At 71.3% G+C, this 18,361-nt stretch carries 12 protein-coding genes; 11 read left to right on the top strand and 1 reads right to left on the bottom strand.

Features of this window, described 5'->3' with window-relative positions:
* Window positions 1-471 precede the first annotated feature (471 nt).
* The 11 genes from AC08OT_RS04885 (at window position 472) to AC08OT_RS04835 (ending at window position 17,588) form a co-directional block, all read left to right on the top strand.
* Window positions 472-1,047 (top strand): TerD family protein, encoded by a 576-nt coding sequence (locus tag AC08OT_RS04885; RefSeq protein WP_462186837.1) that lies wholly within the window; start codon window positions 472-474, stop codon window positions 1,045-1,047.
* 350 nt (window positions 1,048-1,397) lie between these two features.
* The gene (locus tag AC08OT_RS04880) at window positions 1,398-2,570 is read left to right on the top strand and encodes a DUF475 domain-containing protein (protein WP_476591826.1); all 1,173 of its coding nucleotides are present in this window, start codon (window positions 1,398-1,400) and stop codon (window positions 2,568-2,570) included.
* 169 nt (window positions 2,571-2,739) lie between these two features.
* The gene (locus tag AC08OT_RS04875; protein ID WP_476591808.1) at window positions 2,740-3,417 is read left to right on the top strand and encodes a TerD family protein; all 678 of its coding nucleotides are present in this window, start codon (window positions 2,740-2,742) and stop codon (window positions 3,415-3,417) included.
* A 1,062-nt stretch (window positions 3,418-4,479) separates the two neighbouring features.
* Entirely contained in the window at window positions 4,480-4,752 is a 273-nt protein-coding gene (locus AC08OT_RS04870; protein ID WP_476591809.1) for a hypothetical protein, read from the top strand.
* 60 nt (window positions 4,753-4,812) lie between these two features.
* Complete coding sequence (locus AC08OT_RS04865; protein ID WP_476591810.1) at window positions 4,813-6,483, top strand: Hsp70 family protein; 1,671 nt, start codon at window positions 4,813-4,815, stop codon at window positions 6,481-6,483.
* A gap of 367 nt (window positions 6,484-6,850) precedes the next feature.
* Window positions 6,851-10,387 (top strand): zinc ribbon domain-containing protein, encoded by a 3,537-nt coding sequence (locus AC08OT_RS04860; protein WP_476591811.1) that lies wholly within the window; start codon window positions 6,851-6,853, stop codon window positions 10,385-10,387.
* A 488-nt stretch (window positions 10,388-10,875) separates the two neighbouring features.
* Window positions 10,876-12,555, top strand: a complete 1,680-nt coding sequence (locus AC08OT_RS04855; protein WP_476591812.1) for a glycoside hydrolase family 26 protein — start codon at window positions 10,876-10,878, stop codon at window positions 12,553-12,555.
* 278 nt (window positions 12,556-12,833) lie between these two features.
* Window positions 12,834-14,042: an HpcH/HpaI aldolase/citrate lyase family protein gene (locus AC08OT_RS04850; protein WP_476591813.1), complete on the top strand. Its 1,209-nt coding sequence runs from the start codon at window positions 12,834-12,836 to the stop codon at window positions 14,040-14,042.
* The gene (locus AC08OT_RS04845; RefSeq protein WP_476602566.1) at window positions 14,039-15,589 is read left to right on the top strand and encodes a phosphoribosyltransferase family protein; all 1,551 of its coding nucleotides are present in this window, start codon (window positions 14,039-14,041) and stop codon (window positions 15,587-15,589) included. The genes AC08OT_RS04850 and AC08OT_RS04845 overlap by 4 nt, the downstream gene beginning before the upstream one ends.
* Before the next feature lie 5 nt (window positions 15,590-15,594).
* Window positions 15,595-16,743 carry a cysteine protease StiP family protein gene (locus AC08OT_RS04840; protein ID WP_476591827.1) on the top strand — a complete coding sequence of 383 codons (1,149 nt, stop codon included), beginning with the start codon at window positions 15,595-15,597 and terminating at the stop codon, window positions 16,741-16,743.
* Complete coding sequence (locus tag AC08OT_RS04835; protein WP_476602565.1) at window positions 16,740-17,588, top strand: HAD family hydrolase; 849 nt, start codon at window positions 16,740-16,742, stop codon at window positions 17,586-17,588. Before AC08OT_RS04840 ends, AC08OT_RS04835 begins: the two co-directional genes overlap by 4 nt.
* Window positions 17,589-17,890: 302 nt before the next feature.
* On the opposite strand, the gene AC08OT_RS04830 is transcribed toward AC08OT_RS04835, so the two are convergent.
* Window positions 17,891-18,205 carry a hypothetical protein gene (locus tag AC08OT_RS04830; protein WP_476591816.1) on the bottom strand — a complete coding sequence of 105 codons (315 nt, stop codon included), beginning with the start codon at window positions 18,203-18,205 and terminating at the stop codon, window positions 17,891-17,893.
* Window positions 18,206-18,361 lie beyond the last annotated feature (156 nt).

Genomic DNA, 18,361 nt, shown 5'->3' with positions numbered 1-18,361 from the left:
GAGCGTCACCGGGTCCCGGCGGCGGACGCCCGGCGCATTCCGGAATCATTGTGGTGATGTTGTGTGGTGGGGTCGGGGTAGCTTGTGTGGTGTTCCGCCGCGGTTACCGGCGCGTAAAGGGGTGATTCGATCGTGGAGGGCGAGCGGCACCGGGACGATCCGGGCGGAGCCGGCGCGGCAACGGGACGGCGCTGGGGCGGTGTGGCGCCGGCCGCGGGAACCTCGCGGCCCACTCGTTCGTCCCGCAGGGCACAGTACTCCGGCCACGTGGCCTTCGCGGGCGGAGAGTCACTGTGGCGTTCACGCCGCGCAGTAGGCTGCCGGCGCCCGGATGCCGGGGACACCCGGGGCGCACCTTGCCCCGGGTCGACGGCTTCCGCGGGGGGCCGCCTGAGCGGCCTCCGAGACATCTGAACAGCGGCAACATCTGAACAGCGGCCCTTTCGAACAACGCACAGCAGGAGGAGAGCAGTGGGAGTCAGCCTCAGCAAGGGCGGCAACGTGTCGCTGACCAAGGAGGCGCCCGGACTCACCAACATCCTGGTCGGACTCGGCTGGGACGTTCGGAGCACAACCGGCGCGGACTTCGACCTGGACGCGAGCGCCATCGCGTGCCGGGCCGACGGCAAGGTCGCGTCGGACGGGCACTTCGTCTTCTTCAACAACCTCAAGAGTCCCGACGGCGCGATCGAGCACCAGGGCGACAACCTGACCGGCGAGGGTGAGGGCGACGACGAGGCCATCATGGTGAACCTCACGACCCTGCCATCGGAGATTGACAAGATTGTCTTCCCGGTCTCGATCTATGACGCGGACTCGCGGCAGCAGAGCTTCGGCCAGGTCCGCAACGCCTTCATCCGGATCGTCAACGGCGCCGGCGGCAGCGAGATCGCCCGCTACGACCTCACCGAGGACGCCTCCACCGAGACGGCTATGGTGTTCGGCGAGGTTTACCGGCACGGCGCGGACTGGAAGTTCCGAGCCGTCGGACAGGGCTACGCCTCGGGTCTGACCGGGATCGCGCGCGACTTCGGCGTCAACGTCTGAACCCCGGGTGCGCGGTCGGGCTCGGTCAGGCGACCGGGCCCGACCTGCCGGCGGGTCTGACCGGGCCGGTGGGTCCGGACGGTCGGTCCGGTAATGACCGGATGCTAGGGATCCGGCCGTGTGTGGGTGACATGTACAGATAAAGCGATACACATCGGGTGTAGCATTTTTGTCAGGTCGCACCCACCAGACGAGCAGTTACGATGCCGACGACCGCCGCACCGGGCCAGTAGGCCGCGGACGATGCGGTCTCCGGTGATGCTTGAGCGATGCGGGATCCGACGGACCGCGGATCCGCCCGCGCGGCGCGGCCGGGATCTGGCGACCGGTCCGGGAGGGTGTTGGTAGGCGTGCACGCCTTGCGGGTCTTCGGATGGTCCTTGGCGATCACTGTTATCGGGGTGGCCGCGGCGGGGGTGATCGGTGGCCCCCGGGCCGCGGCGCTTGTCGCGATTCTCGCGGTGCTCGAGATCAGTTTGTCCTTCGACAACGCCGTCATCAACGCGACGATCCTTGGCCGGATGAGCCAGTTCTGGCAGAAGATCTTCCTGACGTTCGGCATCCTGATCGCGGTGTTCGGCATGCGTCTGGTCTTCCCGATCGCCATCGTGGCGCTGACCGCGCATCTCGGTCCGGTCGAGGTCTTCGACCTGGCGCTGAACGACAGTGCCCGGTACGCGGAGAAACTGGATGACGCGCATCCGGCCATCGCCGCGTTCGGCGGGATCTTCCTATTCATGCTGTTCCTGGACTTCTTGTTCGACCCCGAACGGGAGATCCAGTGGATCAAGAAGCTGGAGGAGCCGCTGCGCAGGGCGGGCCAGCTCGATGTGGTTCCGATCGTGCTCGGGCTCATCGCCCTGCTGGTGGTCGGCCAGGCCTTCGCCGGCGGCCACCAGCAGCAGGTGCTGCTCTCCGGGCTGGCGGGGCTCGCGACCTATCTGGGCGTGCGGGGACTCGGCGAGTTCTTCGAGGCCCGCGGTGTGGGCGCCGATGCCGACGACTCCGGCTCCGCGGCCGAGTCGGCCGGCTTGGCCCCGGCCCGGTTGAACGGCACCGCCGGCCCGCCGAAGTTGGTGCTCGCCACCGGCAAGGCCGCCGCGTTCCTCTTCCTCTACCTCGAGGTCATCGACGCGTCGTTCTCATTCGATGGGGTCGTCGGTGCCTTCGCGATCTCCCAGAATATCTTCATCATCGCGGCCGGCCTCGGGATTGGCGCGATGTACATCCGGTCCCTGACCGTCTACCTGGTCCAGCGGGGCACCCTCGGCGAATACATCTACCTCGAGCACGGTGCCCACTATGCGATCGGGGCGCTGGCCGTCATCCTGGGCATCTCGATCGAGACCGAGGTTCCGGAGATCGTCACCGGTATCACCGGGGTGGCTTTCATCGGTCTGTCGCTGCTGTCCTCCATCCGCCACCGGTCCGCCGAGCGCGGTTCGGCGGGTGCCGGGTCCGTCCCGGGCGAGGGCGAGGGCGGCCCGGGGCAGCCACGGGAGGTCGTCGGCGCCCCGCTGTAGCGCCGGGCGGTGACAGCTGCCCGGCGCAACCGGGCCCGGGCGGCCGGTCTGGAGAGCACCGCCGCGGATGTGACATCGTCTGTGACATCGTCGGGTACCGGCGTCCGATCCTGCCAGGCGATGATTATCTGATCATGGATGACACCCAGCTACCGCGAGGGAGCGGACCATGGGCATCGACTACAGCAAACGTCCCGCCACCCCGGCGGCCGGTTCCGGCTTGGTCTCACTGAGCAAGGTGACACTGACGAAATCCGCGCCGACCGTCTCGCTGAGCAAGCAGGGCGGTGGCGGGCGGCTGCACGTGAACCTCAACTGGAACCAGCAGTCGGGCGGCGGCCAGCAGAAGGGCGGCTTCCTCAAGCGGGTGCTGGGCGCCGCGGGCGGCGGCATTGATCTCGACCTCGCCGCGTTGTTCGAACTCTCCGACGGCCGTGCGGGTGTGGTCCAGGCCTTGGGCGATGCGTTCGGCTCCTTCACGGACCCCCCCTTCATCAACCTCGACGCGGACGACCGCACGGGCGCCGCGGTCGGTGGCGAGAACCTGTACGTGAACCTCGCCGCCATCTCCCAGATCCGCCGCATCCTCGTGTTTGCCTTCATCTACGAGGGGGTGGCCTCGTTCGACCAGGCCGACGCGGTGGTCACCCTGACTCCGGCGCAGGGTGCCCCGATCGAGGTCCGGCTGGACGAGCGGGCCGGCGGCGTCCGGATGTGCGCCGTTGCCCTGCTGACCAATACCGGCAACGACTTCAAGGTCAGCCGGGAGGTCCGCTACGTCAGCGGTCACCGCGAGCTTGACGAGGCCTACGGCTGGGGCCTGAACTGGACCGCTGGCCGCAAATGACGCCGGTAGCCGGCGATGAGCCATCCGGTCCCGCCGCCCGTCGGCGAGGAGGATCGATACTCGATGTTCCAGCCACGTCGCGAGCCCTCACCCGAGCGGACGCGCGCCGACCGCGCGAGCTCCGACCAACGGGCCCACCCCGGGCACCGATCTCATCCTGATCGTGACCCGGCTTCCGGGCAAGGCCGGGAGCGGCCCGGGCGATACTCCGCCGATGATCGCGGCGGGCCGGTGCCTGGCGCCGAGCCGGGCCAGGCCGACCCGGCATACGCCGATCCTTCGCGAGCGGCCGGCTGGGAGCAGGGCCGGAGACGGCAGGTTCCGGTGGACGCCTATCCGCCGGGGGAGGACCGGTTCCCGGCACGGAACGCCTCGGCATGGTCCCCCTCGCCGCCGAGCCACGGCGGGTCGAGTGGCTACGGGGACCATGCCGGATCGGGGTATGGGGCGCGGGATGAGTTTCCCGGCGCAACCGACCCGTTTCCCGGCGCCGGACCTTGCGCGGACGGCAGCGACTACCCTGGCGACGGTTCCTACGCCCCCGACGGTTCCCGGCAGGAGTACCTCGAGAACGGTGATCTCCGGGACGGCGGTTCCGAGGGCGGGGACCTCGGGGCGGCTGGCCCCGAGGAGGCCGGGCCTGAGGAGGTCTGGCCCGGCGGGCCGGAGCCGGCCGTGGCATCCGAGCACGCCGGACCGGCGACGCCGACACGGTCCCCGACAGGCCCGGATCAACGGGATGGGGAGCGTGGCCCGGCCGGCCACGGCGGCACCGCGGCTCAGGATGATCAAGTTTCTCAGGGCGGCCCGGCGGATCAGGCCTGCCCCGCGGGCAGCCCGGGCCCTGACGGCGGCGGGACGGATCTGGTGGGTTCGATCGGTGCTGTCCAGGCGGTGGCGCTGGAACGCCTCGCGAGCCGCGTCGACGAATTGGCCCGGCTACGGCGGCATGATACCCAACCCGTGGACCGATTGCACACTGAGAATGCCCGGCTACGTAGTGGTGAACTTACCGAAGCCATGGCCCCCCTTCTGCGGGGGTTGATTCGACTTCATGATCAAATGGATACCCTGGGGGCCGACGATCCGCAGAGTGTCGCCGGCATCCTGCGTAAGCAGCTGCTCCAGGTGCTCGATGTCGCTGTGGACGTCCGCCCGTATACAGCGGTGCCGGGCGGGACCTTCGACCCGGCGCGGCACCTGGGGGTGCGTTGGGTGCTGACGGACGACCCGGGACGGGACGGGACGATCGCTCGTACTGTTCGTCCGGGCTTCGTCCGCGGCGAGACCACGGTCGTCCGACCGGCGGAGACCGAGGTCTACCGATCGCGCTGAGCCGCGGAGGGCGGGCACCGCGGCGAACGCTACGAGGCTTGTGAAGGGAAGAATTAGACGGTGGCAGGCACCAAGGTGTTCGGGATCGACCTGGGCACGACCTACTCCTGCATCGCCCAGGTCGACGAGTACGGCCGACCGGAAGTGATCCGCAACATCGAGTCCCAGCCGACGACGCCTTCGGTCGTCCTGTTCGACACTGGGGCGGAGGGCCCAACCTCTTTCGTGGTGGGAACCCAGGCCAAACGCCAGACTCGCATCCGTCCCGACGACGTCGCCCGGCTGGTCAAGCGGCACATGGGCGCGTCGGACTGGCGGTTCGTGGCGCATGACGCGGAGTACAGCGCCTCCGCGGTGTCGAGCCTGGTGCTCAAGGCGCTCGCCGCGGACGCCGAACGCGCGACCAGTGTCCCGGTCACCGATGTAGTGATCACCGTGCCCGCGTACTTCGGTGACGAGGAGCGCAAGGCGACGAAGCTGGCCGGCGAGCTCGCCGACCTCAACGTGGTCGACATCATCAACGAGCCGACCGCCGCCGCCTTCGCTTACGGATTCGGCCAGGACGGGGCCGAGGAGTCGACCGTGCTGGTCTACGACCTCGGCGGTGGCACGTTCGACACCACGGTTATCAGGCTGAGCGAGGGCGCGATCACCGTGGTCGCCACGGATGGCGACCACGAGCTGGGCGGTGCGGACTGGGACAATGAACTCGTCCGCTACCTGGCGCAGAAGTTCACCGAGGCGCAGCCCGACGCGGGCGACCCGCTCGACGACGTCTATGACGAGCAGGAGCTGCTGGCCGCGGCCGAGGACGCGAAGCTGGCGTTGTCCGGCCGGGACAGCGTCGACGTGCTGGTCGTGCACAACGGCAGACGCACAAGCGTGCCGGTGATCCGGACCGTCTTCGAGGAGATCACCGGCCCGCTGCTGCGGCGCACTTTCGACCTGACCGGCTCGGTGCTAGCGCGGGCCCGAGAGAAAGGCGTCGAGAAGATCGATTTGTGCCTGCTGGTGGGGGGCATGAGCAAGACACCGGCGGTGGCCCGCCGGCTGCAGGAGTCCTTCGGGCTCACCTCCCGGCTTGCCGATCCCGATCTTGCCGTCGCCAAGGGCGCCGCGGTGTACGGGCAGAAGAAGGCGCTGGAGCGGGAGGTCCACGCGGACCTGGTCGCCAGCGGGCATCTACGTCCCGACCAGGAACTCGCCGCAGCTGACGCCGTGGACGTGGAGAAGGCGGCCGCCGCCAGCGCCGAGGAGGCGGGACTCGCGACCGCCTCCGTGGTTGATCTCGTCCGCACGAAGGTGACGAATGTCACGTCGCGTGGCTTCGGGATCTTCGCCGAGGATCGGGGCACACCGGTCGCGGCCTTCCTCGCCCACCAGAACGACCCGCTGCCTATCGCCGTCACCCGGACCTTCTACACCGTCGTCGACGATCAGGCCGAGGTGGACATCCGGGTCTTCGAGCAGGGCACCACCGCCGAGTTCACGGCGATCGACGACAACAAGGTGATCGTCGCCGGCTCCATCAGCGGGATTCCGCCTGGCCACCCGTTGGGCACCCCCGTTGAGGTGACCTTCACGATGGGCGGGGACCAGACGATCCAGGTCACCGCCTCGCACGAGGGCGCGGCCACCCCCCTGGTGCTCGAGGTGCGCGCCGGGGTCGGCTCGGAGGGGATGCGGGCCGTCGAGTCGGCGAAGGTCAGCCTGCTCAAGCAGCGGGACTGAGACCCCGCGGCGGATCGGGCCCCGGCGGATCGGCGCCGGTGCCCGAGGGGGCCGTTCGGCCTCCCCGACGAGTGTTCCCGCACGAGTGTTCCGGCCCGCGGCGGCCGACGCCGGAGTGGATAGGGTTCAGCCTGACCAGGCACCGCGTCCGGTGGAGCGCCTTCCAGGCCTCGCGGGGACGTGGGTGCGCGCAGTGCGTGCGGGCGGTGCCAACCTGGCGTCCGCGGCCCGCGCCGAGGCGCGGCTTCGTACTCTCAGGTGTGGAGTGGTCGACGGCCGCTTCACGATCGGCGCCTGACGACGGGCCGCCGGCCGATTCCCGGCGGGCATGGCGGGCGCGGTGGGCACGTGGGACGAAGGTGGATCGGTGAGCGCGGCGTTCGACGGCAGCGGCTATCGCCAGCGGGTGCTGGCGCCGCTGCGGGCCTGTGCCTCCCTGGACACCACCGACCCGTTCCTCCTCGCGGGTCTCGATCCGACGATGGCGTACACCGACTCCGACGTCGGGGCGCACCTGGTGCGGGTGCTCGCCTTCCTGCAGCGGGAACGCAACTCGGCGAAGTACGCGACCCTTGCCGCCGAGCTTGTCCGTCGGCGGGCGGAATGGGAGGAGCCGCTGCGGGACGCGGACTCCCGGGAACGGGTCCGCGCCCGGGTGCTGGTGGCCCGGCGTAGCGGTGACGCCGAGCGTCTCGCCAAGGTCGACGGCTATCTCGCCACCGTCCGGGAGCGCTTCGGCGGCATCCCGGCATCCCGGGTGGACGGCCTGCGCCGCCTCGCCGTCGCCGCCGGGGTGACGGTCGAGGAGTTCGATGCTCGTCTGAGCCGGGAGCAGATCATCATCGACGCCGTCGGCGGGGGCGTCGAACCGCTGCCGGCCGAGGTCCGCCGGCAGATCTCTGAACGGCTCGGCGAGCTGCGCGCCCTGCGCGGCGGGGACCGGGTCTCGACGGCGTCGCTGTGGGCCTTCCTGGGGCTGGCCCCGGACGCCTCACCGGAGCGGCTGCGGGCCGCGTACGCCGTGATGGTGGCGGGCAACCACCACCGTCCCCATGACCGGGAGAAGACGGTCACCGCGGACCTGCTCGCCCTCGTCTCCGCCCGGTTGATCGAGGGTGACCCCGCCGCGTACACCGTTGGGCTGATGGCGGACGCCGTGGACGAGCTGCGGCCCGCGGTCGAGGAACACGTCGTGCTCGACGGCGAGCTCACCGCGGTCGCCTTCGAGGGTCTCGTCCGGGCGGCGCTCGCGACCGGGCGCGGACTGACCGCGGCTCAGGCGAAGTCCGTCGCCCTGGAGGCGGCCCGGGAGCTCGGCGCCGCGGTGAACGTCGGCGGGGTCGTCGACTACGTGGTATGCTCGGGATGCGGCCGGCCGGAGGCGGCCGGGTCCGTGCGGCACTGCCGGCACTGCGACACCGACCTCTACACCACCTGCCCGTCCTGCGGATCGATAACCGAGGCGGCGGCGGTCGTCTACCGGCACTGCGGGCACAGCCTGCGCCAGGCCAGGGAGGCGGCCGAGGCGCTCGTCGCGGTGCGCCGCGCCCTGGAGGGCGGTCATCCCCGCCAGGCTGGCGAGATCCTCACGATCGCCCATCCGGTGCTGGCCGCCGTCGGTGGGCCGGTCGCCGGGACGGCGGAGGAACTGGGAGCCCGGGTCTCCGCCGCGCTGGGCGCCGCGGACGCCGGTTGGCGAGCCCTCGCCGAGGCCCGCGCGGCGTGCCGGGCGGATGCGGCGCTCGCCGACGCCCGCTGGCTCGCGGCACAGGCCGCCGACGTCTCCGGCCCCGACGGCCGGAAACCGGCCGAGGTACTGGCCGAGCTCATTGCCGCCCAGGCGGTGATCCGCCGGCGGGTCGAGGCGGCGCGCGCGCTACCACCCGAGGACCAGGAGGCCGCCCTCGCCGCGGTCCTCGCGACGGCGGCGGACAACCGGGAGGCGCTCGCGGCGATGGCGGCCCTGCCGCTCTCCCCGCCGTCCGACCTGACCGCGGTGCCGGGCCCCGACGGTTCGGTGCAGCTGTGGTGGCGTGCTTCGCCCTCGGTCGGGGGAGCGGTCTCCTACCGGGTGGAACGCATCGTGCCCGTGGAAGTTAGCGACGGCCAGGGGGTGGCCCCGGGGCGGAGCAGCCTCGGTACCACCCGCTCGACGGAGCTGTGCGATGCCGGCGCCCCCGCCTGGACGCCGGTGCGATACGAGGTGACCGCCCTCTGCGGTGAGCGCCGTTCCGTGCCGGTGGAGGCCGCCCCGCTCGTCTTCACCCGGGACATCACCGACCTGCGGGCCGAGCGCACCGCCGCCGGGGTCCGCCTGGACTGGAGCCTCGGCGGGGCGCTGGCCGCCGTGACAGTGGAGCGGACGGTGGCACCGCCCGCCGCGGTCAGCCAGCCGCCCCGGCGGGCGCGGGGCACCGGCGGCCTCTTCCACGACACCGATGTCGTCGTCGGCGTGACCTATCGCTACCGCGTCTTCGTCGAATACCAGGACGCGCAGGGACGCCCGGCCCGGACCCCCGGGGCCGAGGTGACGCTGGAGGTGGCCGCCCGCCCGCGGCCCGTCCATGACCTCACGGTGGTCACCGCCGCCGGGCGGACCACATTGCGCTGGACGCCGCCGCCCGGCTGGGAGGTGCGGATCTACGCGACCCCGGTGCCGGAGCCGCCGGCCGTCCCCGTCGCCACCGCCCACGCGACCAGTACCGGCCCGTGGCCCTACCCGGGGTCGGGGCCCCTGCCGATGATCGGCATCGGGCCAGAAGGCAGCGACGTGTCGCTCGCTGCCATCACCGATTCGTCACGTCTTGTGGGACTGAGCCGTTCCGGGCAGGTCAGCGAGGCGGCACAGGTCGGCGAGGTCATCTACACGCCGCTGACGGTCCATGGCGGGACGGCCGTCGTCGGCCGGGCCGTGCGTCACCTCGCCATCGAACCCGTGCGGGACCTGCGCGCCGACGATCGAGGCGACTCGATCGTGCTGTCCTTCCAGCTGCCGCCGGGGGTCACCGAGGCGCGGGTGCTCTGGCGCCGCGACCAACCGCCGACCGGACCGGATGATCCCTACGCCGCGGGCGCCAAGGTCACCAACACCAGCCTGGAGATCAAGGGCGGCTGGCATCTCGCCGCGCCGCGGGACGGGTGGGCCTACCACGTGGCCTGCTACCCGGTGTACCGGTCGGGGGGCGTGGCCCGGGTGGTCGCGGCCGGCGTCTCAGTGCTGGCGCGCCCCGCGACGCGTCCTGATCCACCCCCGATGCCGGCGGCGTCCGGGAGCAGCCCGGGAGGCTCGGCCGGCGTGGTCTCGGCCGGCGTGGTTTCGGGCCGGTCGGTGGTCGGTGCCGTCGCCGACCCGATCACGATGCAGTCGCTGGGTGGGCCGACCCAGCCCCGCACCGGGGGCTATCCGTTGCCTACGGCGACGGGTGCTGTGCCGTTGCCTACGGCCACGGGCACCTACCCGCAGCCCATGACCACCGGCCCCCTCCATCCGGTGCCGGTCCGTCCGGTGCCGGAGCACGCGCCGGAGGCGCAGACGAACCCGCCGGCGGGCCCGCCCACCGGCCCCGCGTCACCGCCGCCGGCTCCGGTCGCCCAGCCGACCGTCACCTACACCGTGAGCAGGTCCGGCTGGCGGCGGCGCACCCTACGGGTACAGGTGCACACCACCGGTCCGGCCGGAGATCTGATCCTGTTCGCGCGGCCGGGAACCGTACCGCCGCGGGTGGCCGCGGAGGCCCACGAGCTGTCTCGGCTCGCCGCTGTGGACCAGGCCGGCACCCGGACCATCGACGTCACTCTGGACGGCGCCCAGCTGCCCTGGGGAGTCCGGCTGTTGCCGGCGCTGGTGCACCCGACTGGATGGACCATCACCCAACCACCGGACGACGCATTGGTCATTCGATGATCCGGAGCGATCCCGGGTGAGTGTGCTCTCTGTGGTCCGCTCCGGCTCATTTCTTCTTGTCTTTCCGTTGATTTATGGCGGTTACCTCGGGATTTGTAGCACCAGATCTACAACATATGCGCTACTACGAAAAATATTCATGAGGGTGCTGTTCCTTGGCTGGGGTGCGCCGTTTACGATTGGTCTCATCACTCCTAGTCCCAGTACCGTCCAGGTGTGTATCGGTTACCTGGGTGGAGCACCTGTCGAATCGTTCCGGCTGCGAGGTCGGGGACGGTCGGGTTCACGGACGGGCACCTGACGGTGCCCGGTCGACTCGCCTGGTGAGGCATGGGTCGAGTCCGGTGGAGCGCTGAGCGGTTGCCGTGCGAGCGGTCCGCTCGGAGGGGACGCCCATCGTCGGTCGTGGTCCGGCCATGCTCCGCCGTCGCGTGCCGGGTGATCCGACGGGAGTATGTCACGCCAACACCGAAAGGCAGCGCGCGAGCATGGCCTCGATCATCCGCGGCCGACCCGCCCCTCCGGTCGGCCGGCCGATTCCCTCAGCCCATCGACGACCCCGCAGCGGCCGGATCCACACCCAGCGTCGGGTCCGGACCGGAGCCCGGATCGGCCTGATAGCCGTGTTCGTGGTGGGTCTCCTCCAGGCGGTCACCCCGCTGGCCCGCGCCGCGGGAAACTCACCGTCGCCGACTCCGGCCGTGTCGCCATCCGCGACGAGCGGATCCAGCCGGGCGGGGGGCGACGCGGGCAGTGGCCGCACGCAGGGCGTTCCGCTCACCACGCTGAGCCCGCAGGCGCGCAGCCGGATCACCCTCGTCCTCTTCGACCAGGACATCGTGTTCGTCGGTGGCCGCAGTTTTACCGCGGGTGATGATGTCACCGTCGTGGCGGAGACGGCCAAGCTGGGCGGCAGCGCGCTCACCCGGGCGGACGCCGACGGCCGTTTCATCCTCGGCTTCCGGGTGCCGGCGGACTTCGCGGGAACCGTCAACGTCAAGGCCACCCAGGGCACGGCCACGGCGACCGACGCCCTTGATGTGACCGGACCGGAGGCGGCCGCCCGGGCGTTCCAGGCCGCCCCGACTCTTCCCGACGAACCGGTGGTGAAGACGGCGCCCTCGACGTCGCCGTCTCCCAGGCAGCAGGGCGCGTCCGCGGGCACCTCGCCGAGCCCGGCCGTCTCGCCCGCGCCGTCCCCGTCCGCCACGTCCGCCGCCGGTTCGGCGTCCGCGTCGCCGTCCCCCGGTACGGGATCGACGGGCACCGGCGCCGGTGGGACGAGGTCGGGCCTGCCGTGGCTGTCGGGGTTCCAGTCGCATCAGCTCGCGCAGCTCGTCGAGTTCGGTGACTGGCGCGGCCGGCCGAACGACATTGTCCACGTCTACACGAGCCGCAACCAGGGTTGGGGCGGGCTGGTGGAGCCGTCCTGGCCGGTGGATCTCTTCAAGGGTTTCCAGGGCAAGCTGCTGATCAGCCAGCCGACATTCCCCAAGGGCCAGGGCAACAACGCCGCCTGCGCCCGAGGCGAGTACGACTCCGAATGGAAGAAGCTCGGCAGTTTCCTCGTGGCGCACGGCCGGGCGGACTCCATCATCCGGATCGGCTGGGAGTTTAACGGAACATTCATGTACTGGCACACGGACGCCGACCCGACGGCGTTCCGGGAGTGTTTCCGGAAGATCGCGACCGCTATCCGGTCCACCGACCCCGAAGTCAAGATCGACTGGACTTTCAACGCGCACGCCTCCCCAGTGCCCAGAGGCAACAGCCCCTGGGGCGCCTACCCCGGCGACGAGTACGTGGACTATGTCGGCATCGACCCCTACGATCACTTCCCCCCGTCGAAGGACGAGGCGACGTGGAACAAGCAGTGCGAGGACGTCAACGGCCTGTGCTACGTGATCAGGTTCGCCCGGGAGCACGGGAAGAAGGTCGGCGTCGGGGAATGGGGGGTGGCCTCCTGCAGCGGTGACGGCGGTGGCGACAATCCCTTCTACATCCAGAAGATGTTCGACACCTTCAAGGCGGCCAGCGACGTGATGGCCTACGAGGCCTACTTCAGCGACCCCACTCCCGGAAACGTCTGCTCGACCATCACGAACGGCGGTCAGAACCCGAAGGCGTCCGCCATGTACAAGAAGCTCTTCGGATTCGGCGCCAGTTAGTCGAGTTCGTGGGGGCGGGCGGCGCCTCGGCCGCCCGCTGCCGACTGGTGGCTGGCCGCTCGCGGACGCTGCGCCGCAGGTCGGCGCCCCGTAGATGGCGCCGAGATGGCCGCCGTGTGTCGGCTGGCTGTCAGTTCCCGCCGTCTGTCGTCGGAGGCCATTCGCCAGGTACCGTCACCGAGAGGCGACGTTTCACGATCTTGCCGGCTCCGGTCGGCGCGTACCGTTTCGGGATGCTCGTCGAACGACGCCCCTGCCTTTGACGAGGAGAACGCTGCTTGCGCCACTTCGCCTTTCTGGGCCCCGAGACGGTTGACGCACTGTTCCTCCGGCCGCCGGAGGACATCGCCGTGAATGATGATCGTCGTCTGCTGGCCACCGCGCTCGGCGCGACCCTCTACGCCCCGGGGACGCGCCCCCGGTTGGCGTCGGACGTGCACAGACAGACCGCGGCGGGGGTGACCTCGATGGTTCTCTGCCTGGAGGACTCCATCGCTGACACCGAGGTGGCCGCCGCCGAGGCCAACGTCGTCGCCGCGTTGCGCGCGCTCGCGGCGGAGCCCCCCTGGGCCGCGGGCGCGATACCACTGCTGTTCGTCCGGGTCCGCGCGGTCGGGCAGATCCCGCATCTTGTCGACCGGCTCGGGCCGGCCGGAGTCGGGTGTCTCGCCGGGTTCGTGCTGCCCAAGTTCGCCGAGGAGGGTGGCGAGGCGGCGATGGAGGCGGTGCTGCGGGCCTCCGAGACGGTCGGTCGCCCGCTGTGGGCCATGCCGGTGCTGGAGAGCCCGCAGGTCATCAACCGGGAGACCCGGGTGGAGGCGTTGTCGGCGGTCCGGCGGCTGGTCGACAAGCACGCCGACCAGGTGCTGGCGATCCGGCTCGGTGCGACGGACCTGTGTGGGCTGTTCGGGCTGCGCCGTGACCGCGACCTGACGATCTACGACATCGCTGTCGTCCGGGACTGCATCGCCGATATCGTGAATATCTGTGCGCGGGGCGGTGACCACGTCGTGACCGGACCGGTCTGGGAGTACTTCGCCCAGCCGGAACGCCTCTTTGTCAGCTCGCTGCGGGTGACCCCGTTCGCGCAGGCGGACCGCGTCGACGGCGGGGAGGATGCGATCCGGATGCGCAGCGAACTGGTCTCTGCCGACCTTGACCGGCTGATCCGGGAGGTCGTTCTGGACAAGGCCAACGGCCTGATCGGCAAGACGGTGATCCATCCCAGCCACGTGCCCGCCGTGCACGCGCTGTACGTCGTCCCCCAGGAGGAGTACACCGATGCCGAGACTGTCCTCGACGGGGATGCCGGCGGGGTACGGCCGAGCAGCTACGCGAACAAGATGAACGAGTTGCGTCCGCACCGGGCCTGGGCCGAGGCGGTGATCCGCCGGGCGCGCGCGTTCGGTGTCCTGCGCGAGGGTGACACCTTCGTCGAGGTGCTGGCGGCGACGCACGGTCGTCTCGGCCAGCGGAATGCCCGATGACGGCGACGGCGGGGACGGACGCCCCCACCGGCGCGCCCATCCCTCACCCGGCCGCGCCCGTGCCCGCCCACATCCCAGCGGCCGCCCCCGCAGGGATGTGGCTGTGGACCGCGCTGGGCCTCGATGTCCAGGTCACCGCGGACGTGGCGGGCCAGGGGCTGCACGCCCTGGTGGGACTCGCCCTGCGCCGCAACCCACGCCGGGCGCACCTGTTGGTCAGCCGGGTGCTCGGCAAGCATCTGCCGGTGGCCCCGGCCGAGGCGCTCGCGGCCGGGGCCGGGGTCGCCGCGCTGGTCCGGGCACTGCCCGGCTTCGAGGAGGCCGGAAAGCGGGTCGCGGACCCGCCGGTTGCGGGTTCGCTGGTGCCGGGTTCGCCGGTCGAGCAGCCCGGGGGCCCGCGGACCGGCCCGATCGTGATCGGTTACTGCGAGACCGCGACGGCGTTGGGGCACGCGGTCGCCGACGGTCTCCCGACGAGCCACTACCTGCACACCACCCGGCGGCCGCTGCCCGGTGTCACGCCGATCCTCGAGTTCGTGGAGTCCCATTCTCACGCGACCCACCACTGGCTGATGCCCGAGGACCGCGAGATCCTGCGGTGCGGCGCGCCGATCGTGCTCGTCGACGACGAGCTGTCGACCGGGCGCACCGCCCTCGGCACGATCCGGATCCTGCATGCCCACGCCCCACGCGAGCACTACGTGGTTGCCACGCTGCTCGACGCCCGTCCGCCCGCGGCCCGGGCCGCGTTCGCCGATCTCGCCGACGAGCTCGGGGTCCGGCTGGATGTCGTCGCCCCGCTTACGGCCACCGTCACCGTGCCGGCCGAGATCGCGGCCCGAGCCGCGCGGGTCCGCGCCCGGTTCGCCGGGGGCGCGGACGGTCGGGACGAGGCGCGGGCGACGGGGGCGCTGGTGGCCCACCCGGTTCGCCGGTTGGTGGCCGACTGGCCGTCCGACCTGCCTGACGGTGGCCGTCATCGCTGGTCGCAGACCGACCGCCACCGCCTCGACGAGGTCGTGCCGCCGGTCGCCGCGACGGTACTGGCCGCGCTGACCCGGCCCGCGGGTCGCACGCTCGTGCTCGGGACGGAGGAACTGATGTACACGCCGATGCGGATAGCGGACGCGCTGGCCCGGACGAGTCCGGGTGAGATCCGCTACCAGTCCACGACGCGTTCGCCGGTCCGCCCCGTCGACGTCGACGGCTACGCCATCCGCGCCGCCCTCACCTTCCCCGCGCCGGACGACCCGGGCCGGGCCAGCCACGTCTACAACGTCCGGCCCGGGATGTACGACGACATCGTGGTGGTCGTCGACTCCGTCCCGGACGTCGATTTTGAGACGGACGTCGCCCCGGGGGCGGACCGGAGCTCTCCCCGTGCGGATACCGGCCTCCACGGCATGCTTACTCAGCTACGCCGATGCGCTCCGGTCACGGTGCTGACGCTGCCCTCCTACCGGCCCTCCTACCAGCCGTCCCCTCGACCGACCGGTGCGCCGCCCGCCGCCGGACCGCTCACCGGTGCGCCCGGGGACGCCCGGTGAGCGGGATCGGCGCGGTGGATCCCGCGCTCACCGGCACCGTCGGCTCGGGTTCATACGATCCGGCGGACGTGACCTTCCTGCTGACCGACCTCAGCGCGGTCGCCTTGGAGCGGCCCACCGAGGACCGTGAGGAGGCCATGCAGGCCGGCCGGCACTACTCCGAGGACCTGCCGGTCGAGTACCAGCCTGACGCCGGTTACCTGGAGCTCTACCACCGGGCGCTGGACCGGTCGGTCCGCCGGGTCGCGCTCGCCACCGGCCTCGTGGCGGAGCTTGTACGGGTCACCAAGCCCGAGCCGGTCCTGGCCTCGATCGCCCGGGCCGGTACCCCGGTGGGGATCCTGATGCGGCGCTGGTATAGCTGGCGCCACGGGTTCGATACCCCGCACTACGCGATCTCGGTGATCAAGGATCGCGGCGTGGACCTGAACGCGATCCGCTACCTCACCTCCCGGCACAACCGGGAGGTGATCCAGTTCGTCGACGGCTGGACCGGCAAGGGGGTGATGACCCGGGTGCTGACCGACGCGGTGGCGCGGCTCGGGCTGGACGACACCCTCGCCGTACTGGCTGACCCGGCTCGGTGCGTGCCGCTCTACGGGACCCGCGACGACTTCCTCATCCCGAGCGCCTGCCTGAACTCGACGGTGAGCGGGCTGGTCAGCCGGACCGTCCTCAACGCCGAGCACATCGGTCCGGATGACTTCCACGGTGCGAAGTACTACGCCGAACTCGCGGCGCACGATCTGTCCCGGCACTTCGTCGAGACGGTGGCGGCCCACTTCCCCGAGGTGGCCGACGAGGTCGCCGAGACCTGGCCGCGGCTGTGGGCCGCCGACCGCAGTCCGACCTGGGCGGGCTGGGCGGCGGTGGAGCGCATCGCAGCCGCGTTCGACATCCCCGACGTGGTCATGGTGAAGCCGGGGGTGGGGGAGACGACTCGGGTCCTGCTGCGCCGGGTGCCCTGGCGCATCCTCATCGCCCCCGACCGGTTCGACGAGCTGGCGCACGTGCTGGCACTGGCCGCCGACCGCGACGTCGAGGTCCAGGAGATGGCGGACCTGCCCTTCTCCTGTGTGGGGCTGGTCCGCCCGGTCGGCGCGGCACCGGTCTTCCACACCCCGAACGCGCGCTGGCGTCCGGACGTCCCGTGACGGCCGACTCGTCCGCCGCGTCCGGGCCGCGTCATCTGCTGGCCTGTGACCTGGACAAGACGCTGATCTTTTCCCGGCACTCGCTGCTGCTGGCCGACGACCGGCCCGCACCGGAGCTCGTCGAGGTCGAACGCCTCGACGGCGCGCCGATCTCGTTCGCGACGGCGCGGTCGCTGGCCCTGCTCGCCGAGTTGCACGACCTCGCCGTCCTCGTCCCGGTCACCACCCGCACCCTCGCCCAGTACGCGCGGGTCAAGCTCGGGGTCCGGCCGCGCTACGCGATCGCGGCCAACGGCGGGCACCTGCTGGTCGACGGGGTCCCCGATCCGGCCTGGGCGGCGGGCGTGGCGGCCGAGGTCGCCGCCGCCTGCGCCCCCCTGGCGGAGATGGTGGCGCTCGCCGAGCGGTCCGCCGCCGGCGGCTGGGCCCGGCTCGTGCGGGTCGCCGACGGGTTGTTCGTCTACCTCGTCGCCCACGACCGCGCTGGCATTCCCGACCTGACCGGGGAGGCCGAGACGGCGCGGGCTGCGGGCTGGGCGATGTCGCTGCAGGGGCGGAAGGTGTACTTCGTCCCGTCGGTCCTGACCAAGCAGCGCGCGGTGGCCGAGGTCGCCCGCTGTGCCGGTACCGCCCGGCTGCTGGCCGCGGGGGACTCCGTGCTTGACGTCCCGATGCTCGCGGCGGCCGACCACGCCGTCCGTCCGGCCCACGGTGAGCTGCACGAGCTGGGCTGGTCGGGCCCGAATGTCACCGTCACCGCCGCGGCCGGGGTGCTCGCGGGCGAACAGGTGCTGGCGGCGTTCGTCGCGCGGGTCCGGGCCGAGATCGCCGCCGGGAGTCGCTGAACCTCCTCGCGCGACTTCCGGGCCCGTTCAGACCGGGCCTTGGCGCCGTTCTTCTGGTGTGCCGGGCAGCGGCGGCGGCTCGGAGCCCGGCCCGAACCCAGGCGCCCAGATTTTCCGCAGCGGCCTGCCATGCGGGCACGTCCCCCGCTCTGGTACCCGCTCGACGCTGCCTGTGGCATGCAACTGGGCGCCACGGCGACGCCGGCACTTGTCGCAGGCCACCAGCGACAGCATCGGCACGACCGGCTCCGGCCCGGTCGGGCCGCAGTCGTCCGCCGGCCCCGGCTCAGGCGGATCGCTGGTCATTTTCTCTTGGTGATTTGTTTAGCCCCGCCGTACGTCGGGCACTTCTTCTCCTGCGTTCCCGAATAGCCACCATCTTCGTCTGTCTCGACCCGTTCGGCGACCACGTTCCCGGTGCCGTTGCAGGTGGGGCAGTCCGCGGTCTCCATCGGCTCGAGGTCGGCATGCCCGGCCTTCGCGCCCCGCTTGTCGTAGTTCTTCTCGGTATCGGGGTTGTTCTTGGATCCGGCGGATCCGCCTTTGCCGCCGCGTTTGACGCTGTCACGGCCGGTGGAGGCTCCACCACTGGTCGACCCTCGCTTGTTCCACGCCATGGGTTGCTCTCCGTCTACAGTCGATCCCTCCCCGCATCAACGGTAGCGGCGGAGCACCCCGGCCGGTACCAGAACAGCCGGAACTGTAACCGTGCGCCCGGTCCGGGGCTGCCCTCGCGTGTGAACGCCCCGCCAGCTCTTCATGGGAAGGGGACC

Source organism: Frankia sp. CgJB1 (assembly GCF_977947065.1).
This window is presented reverse-complemented; position numbering and strand designations above follow the sequence as displayed.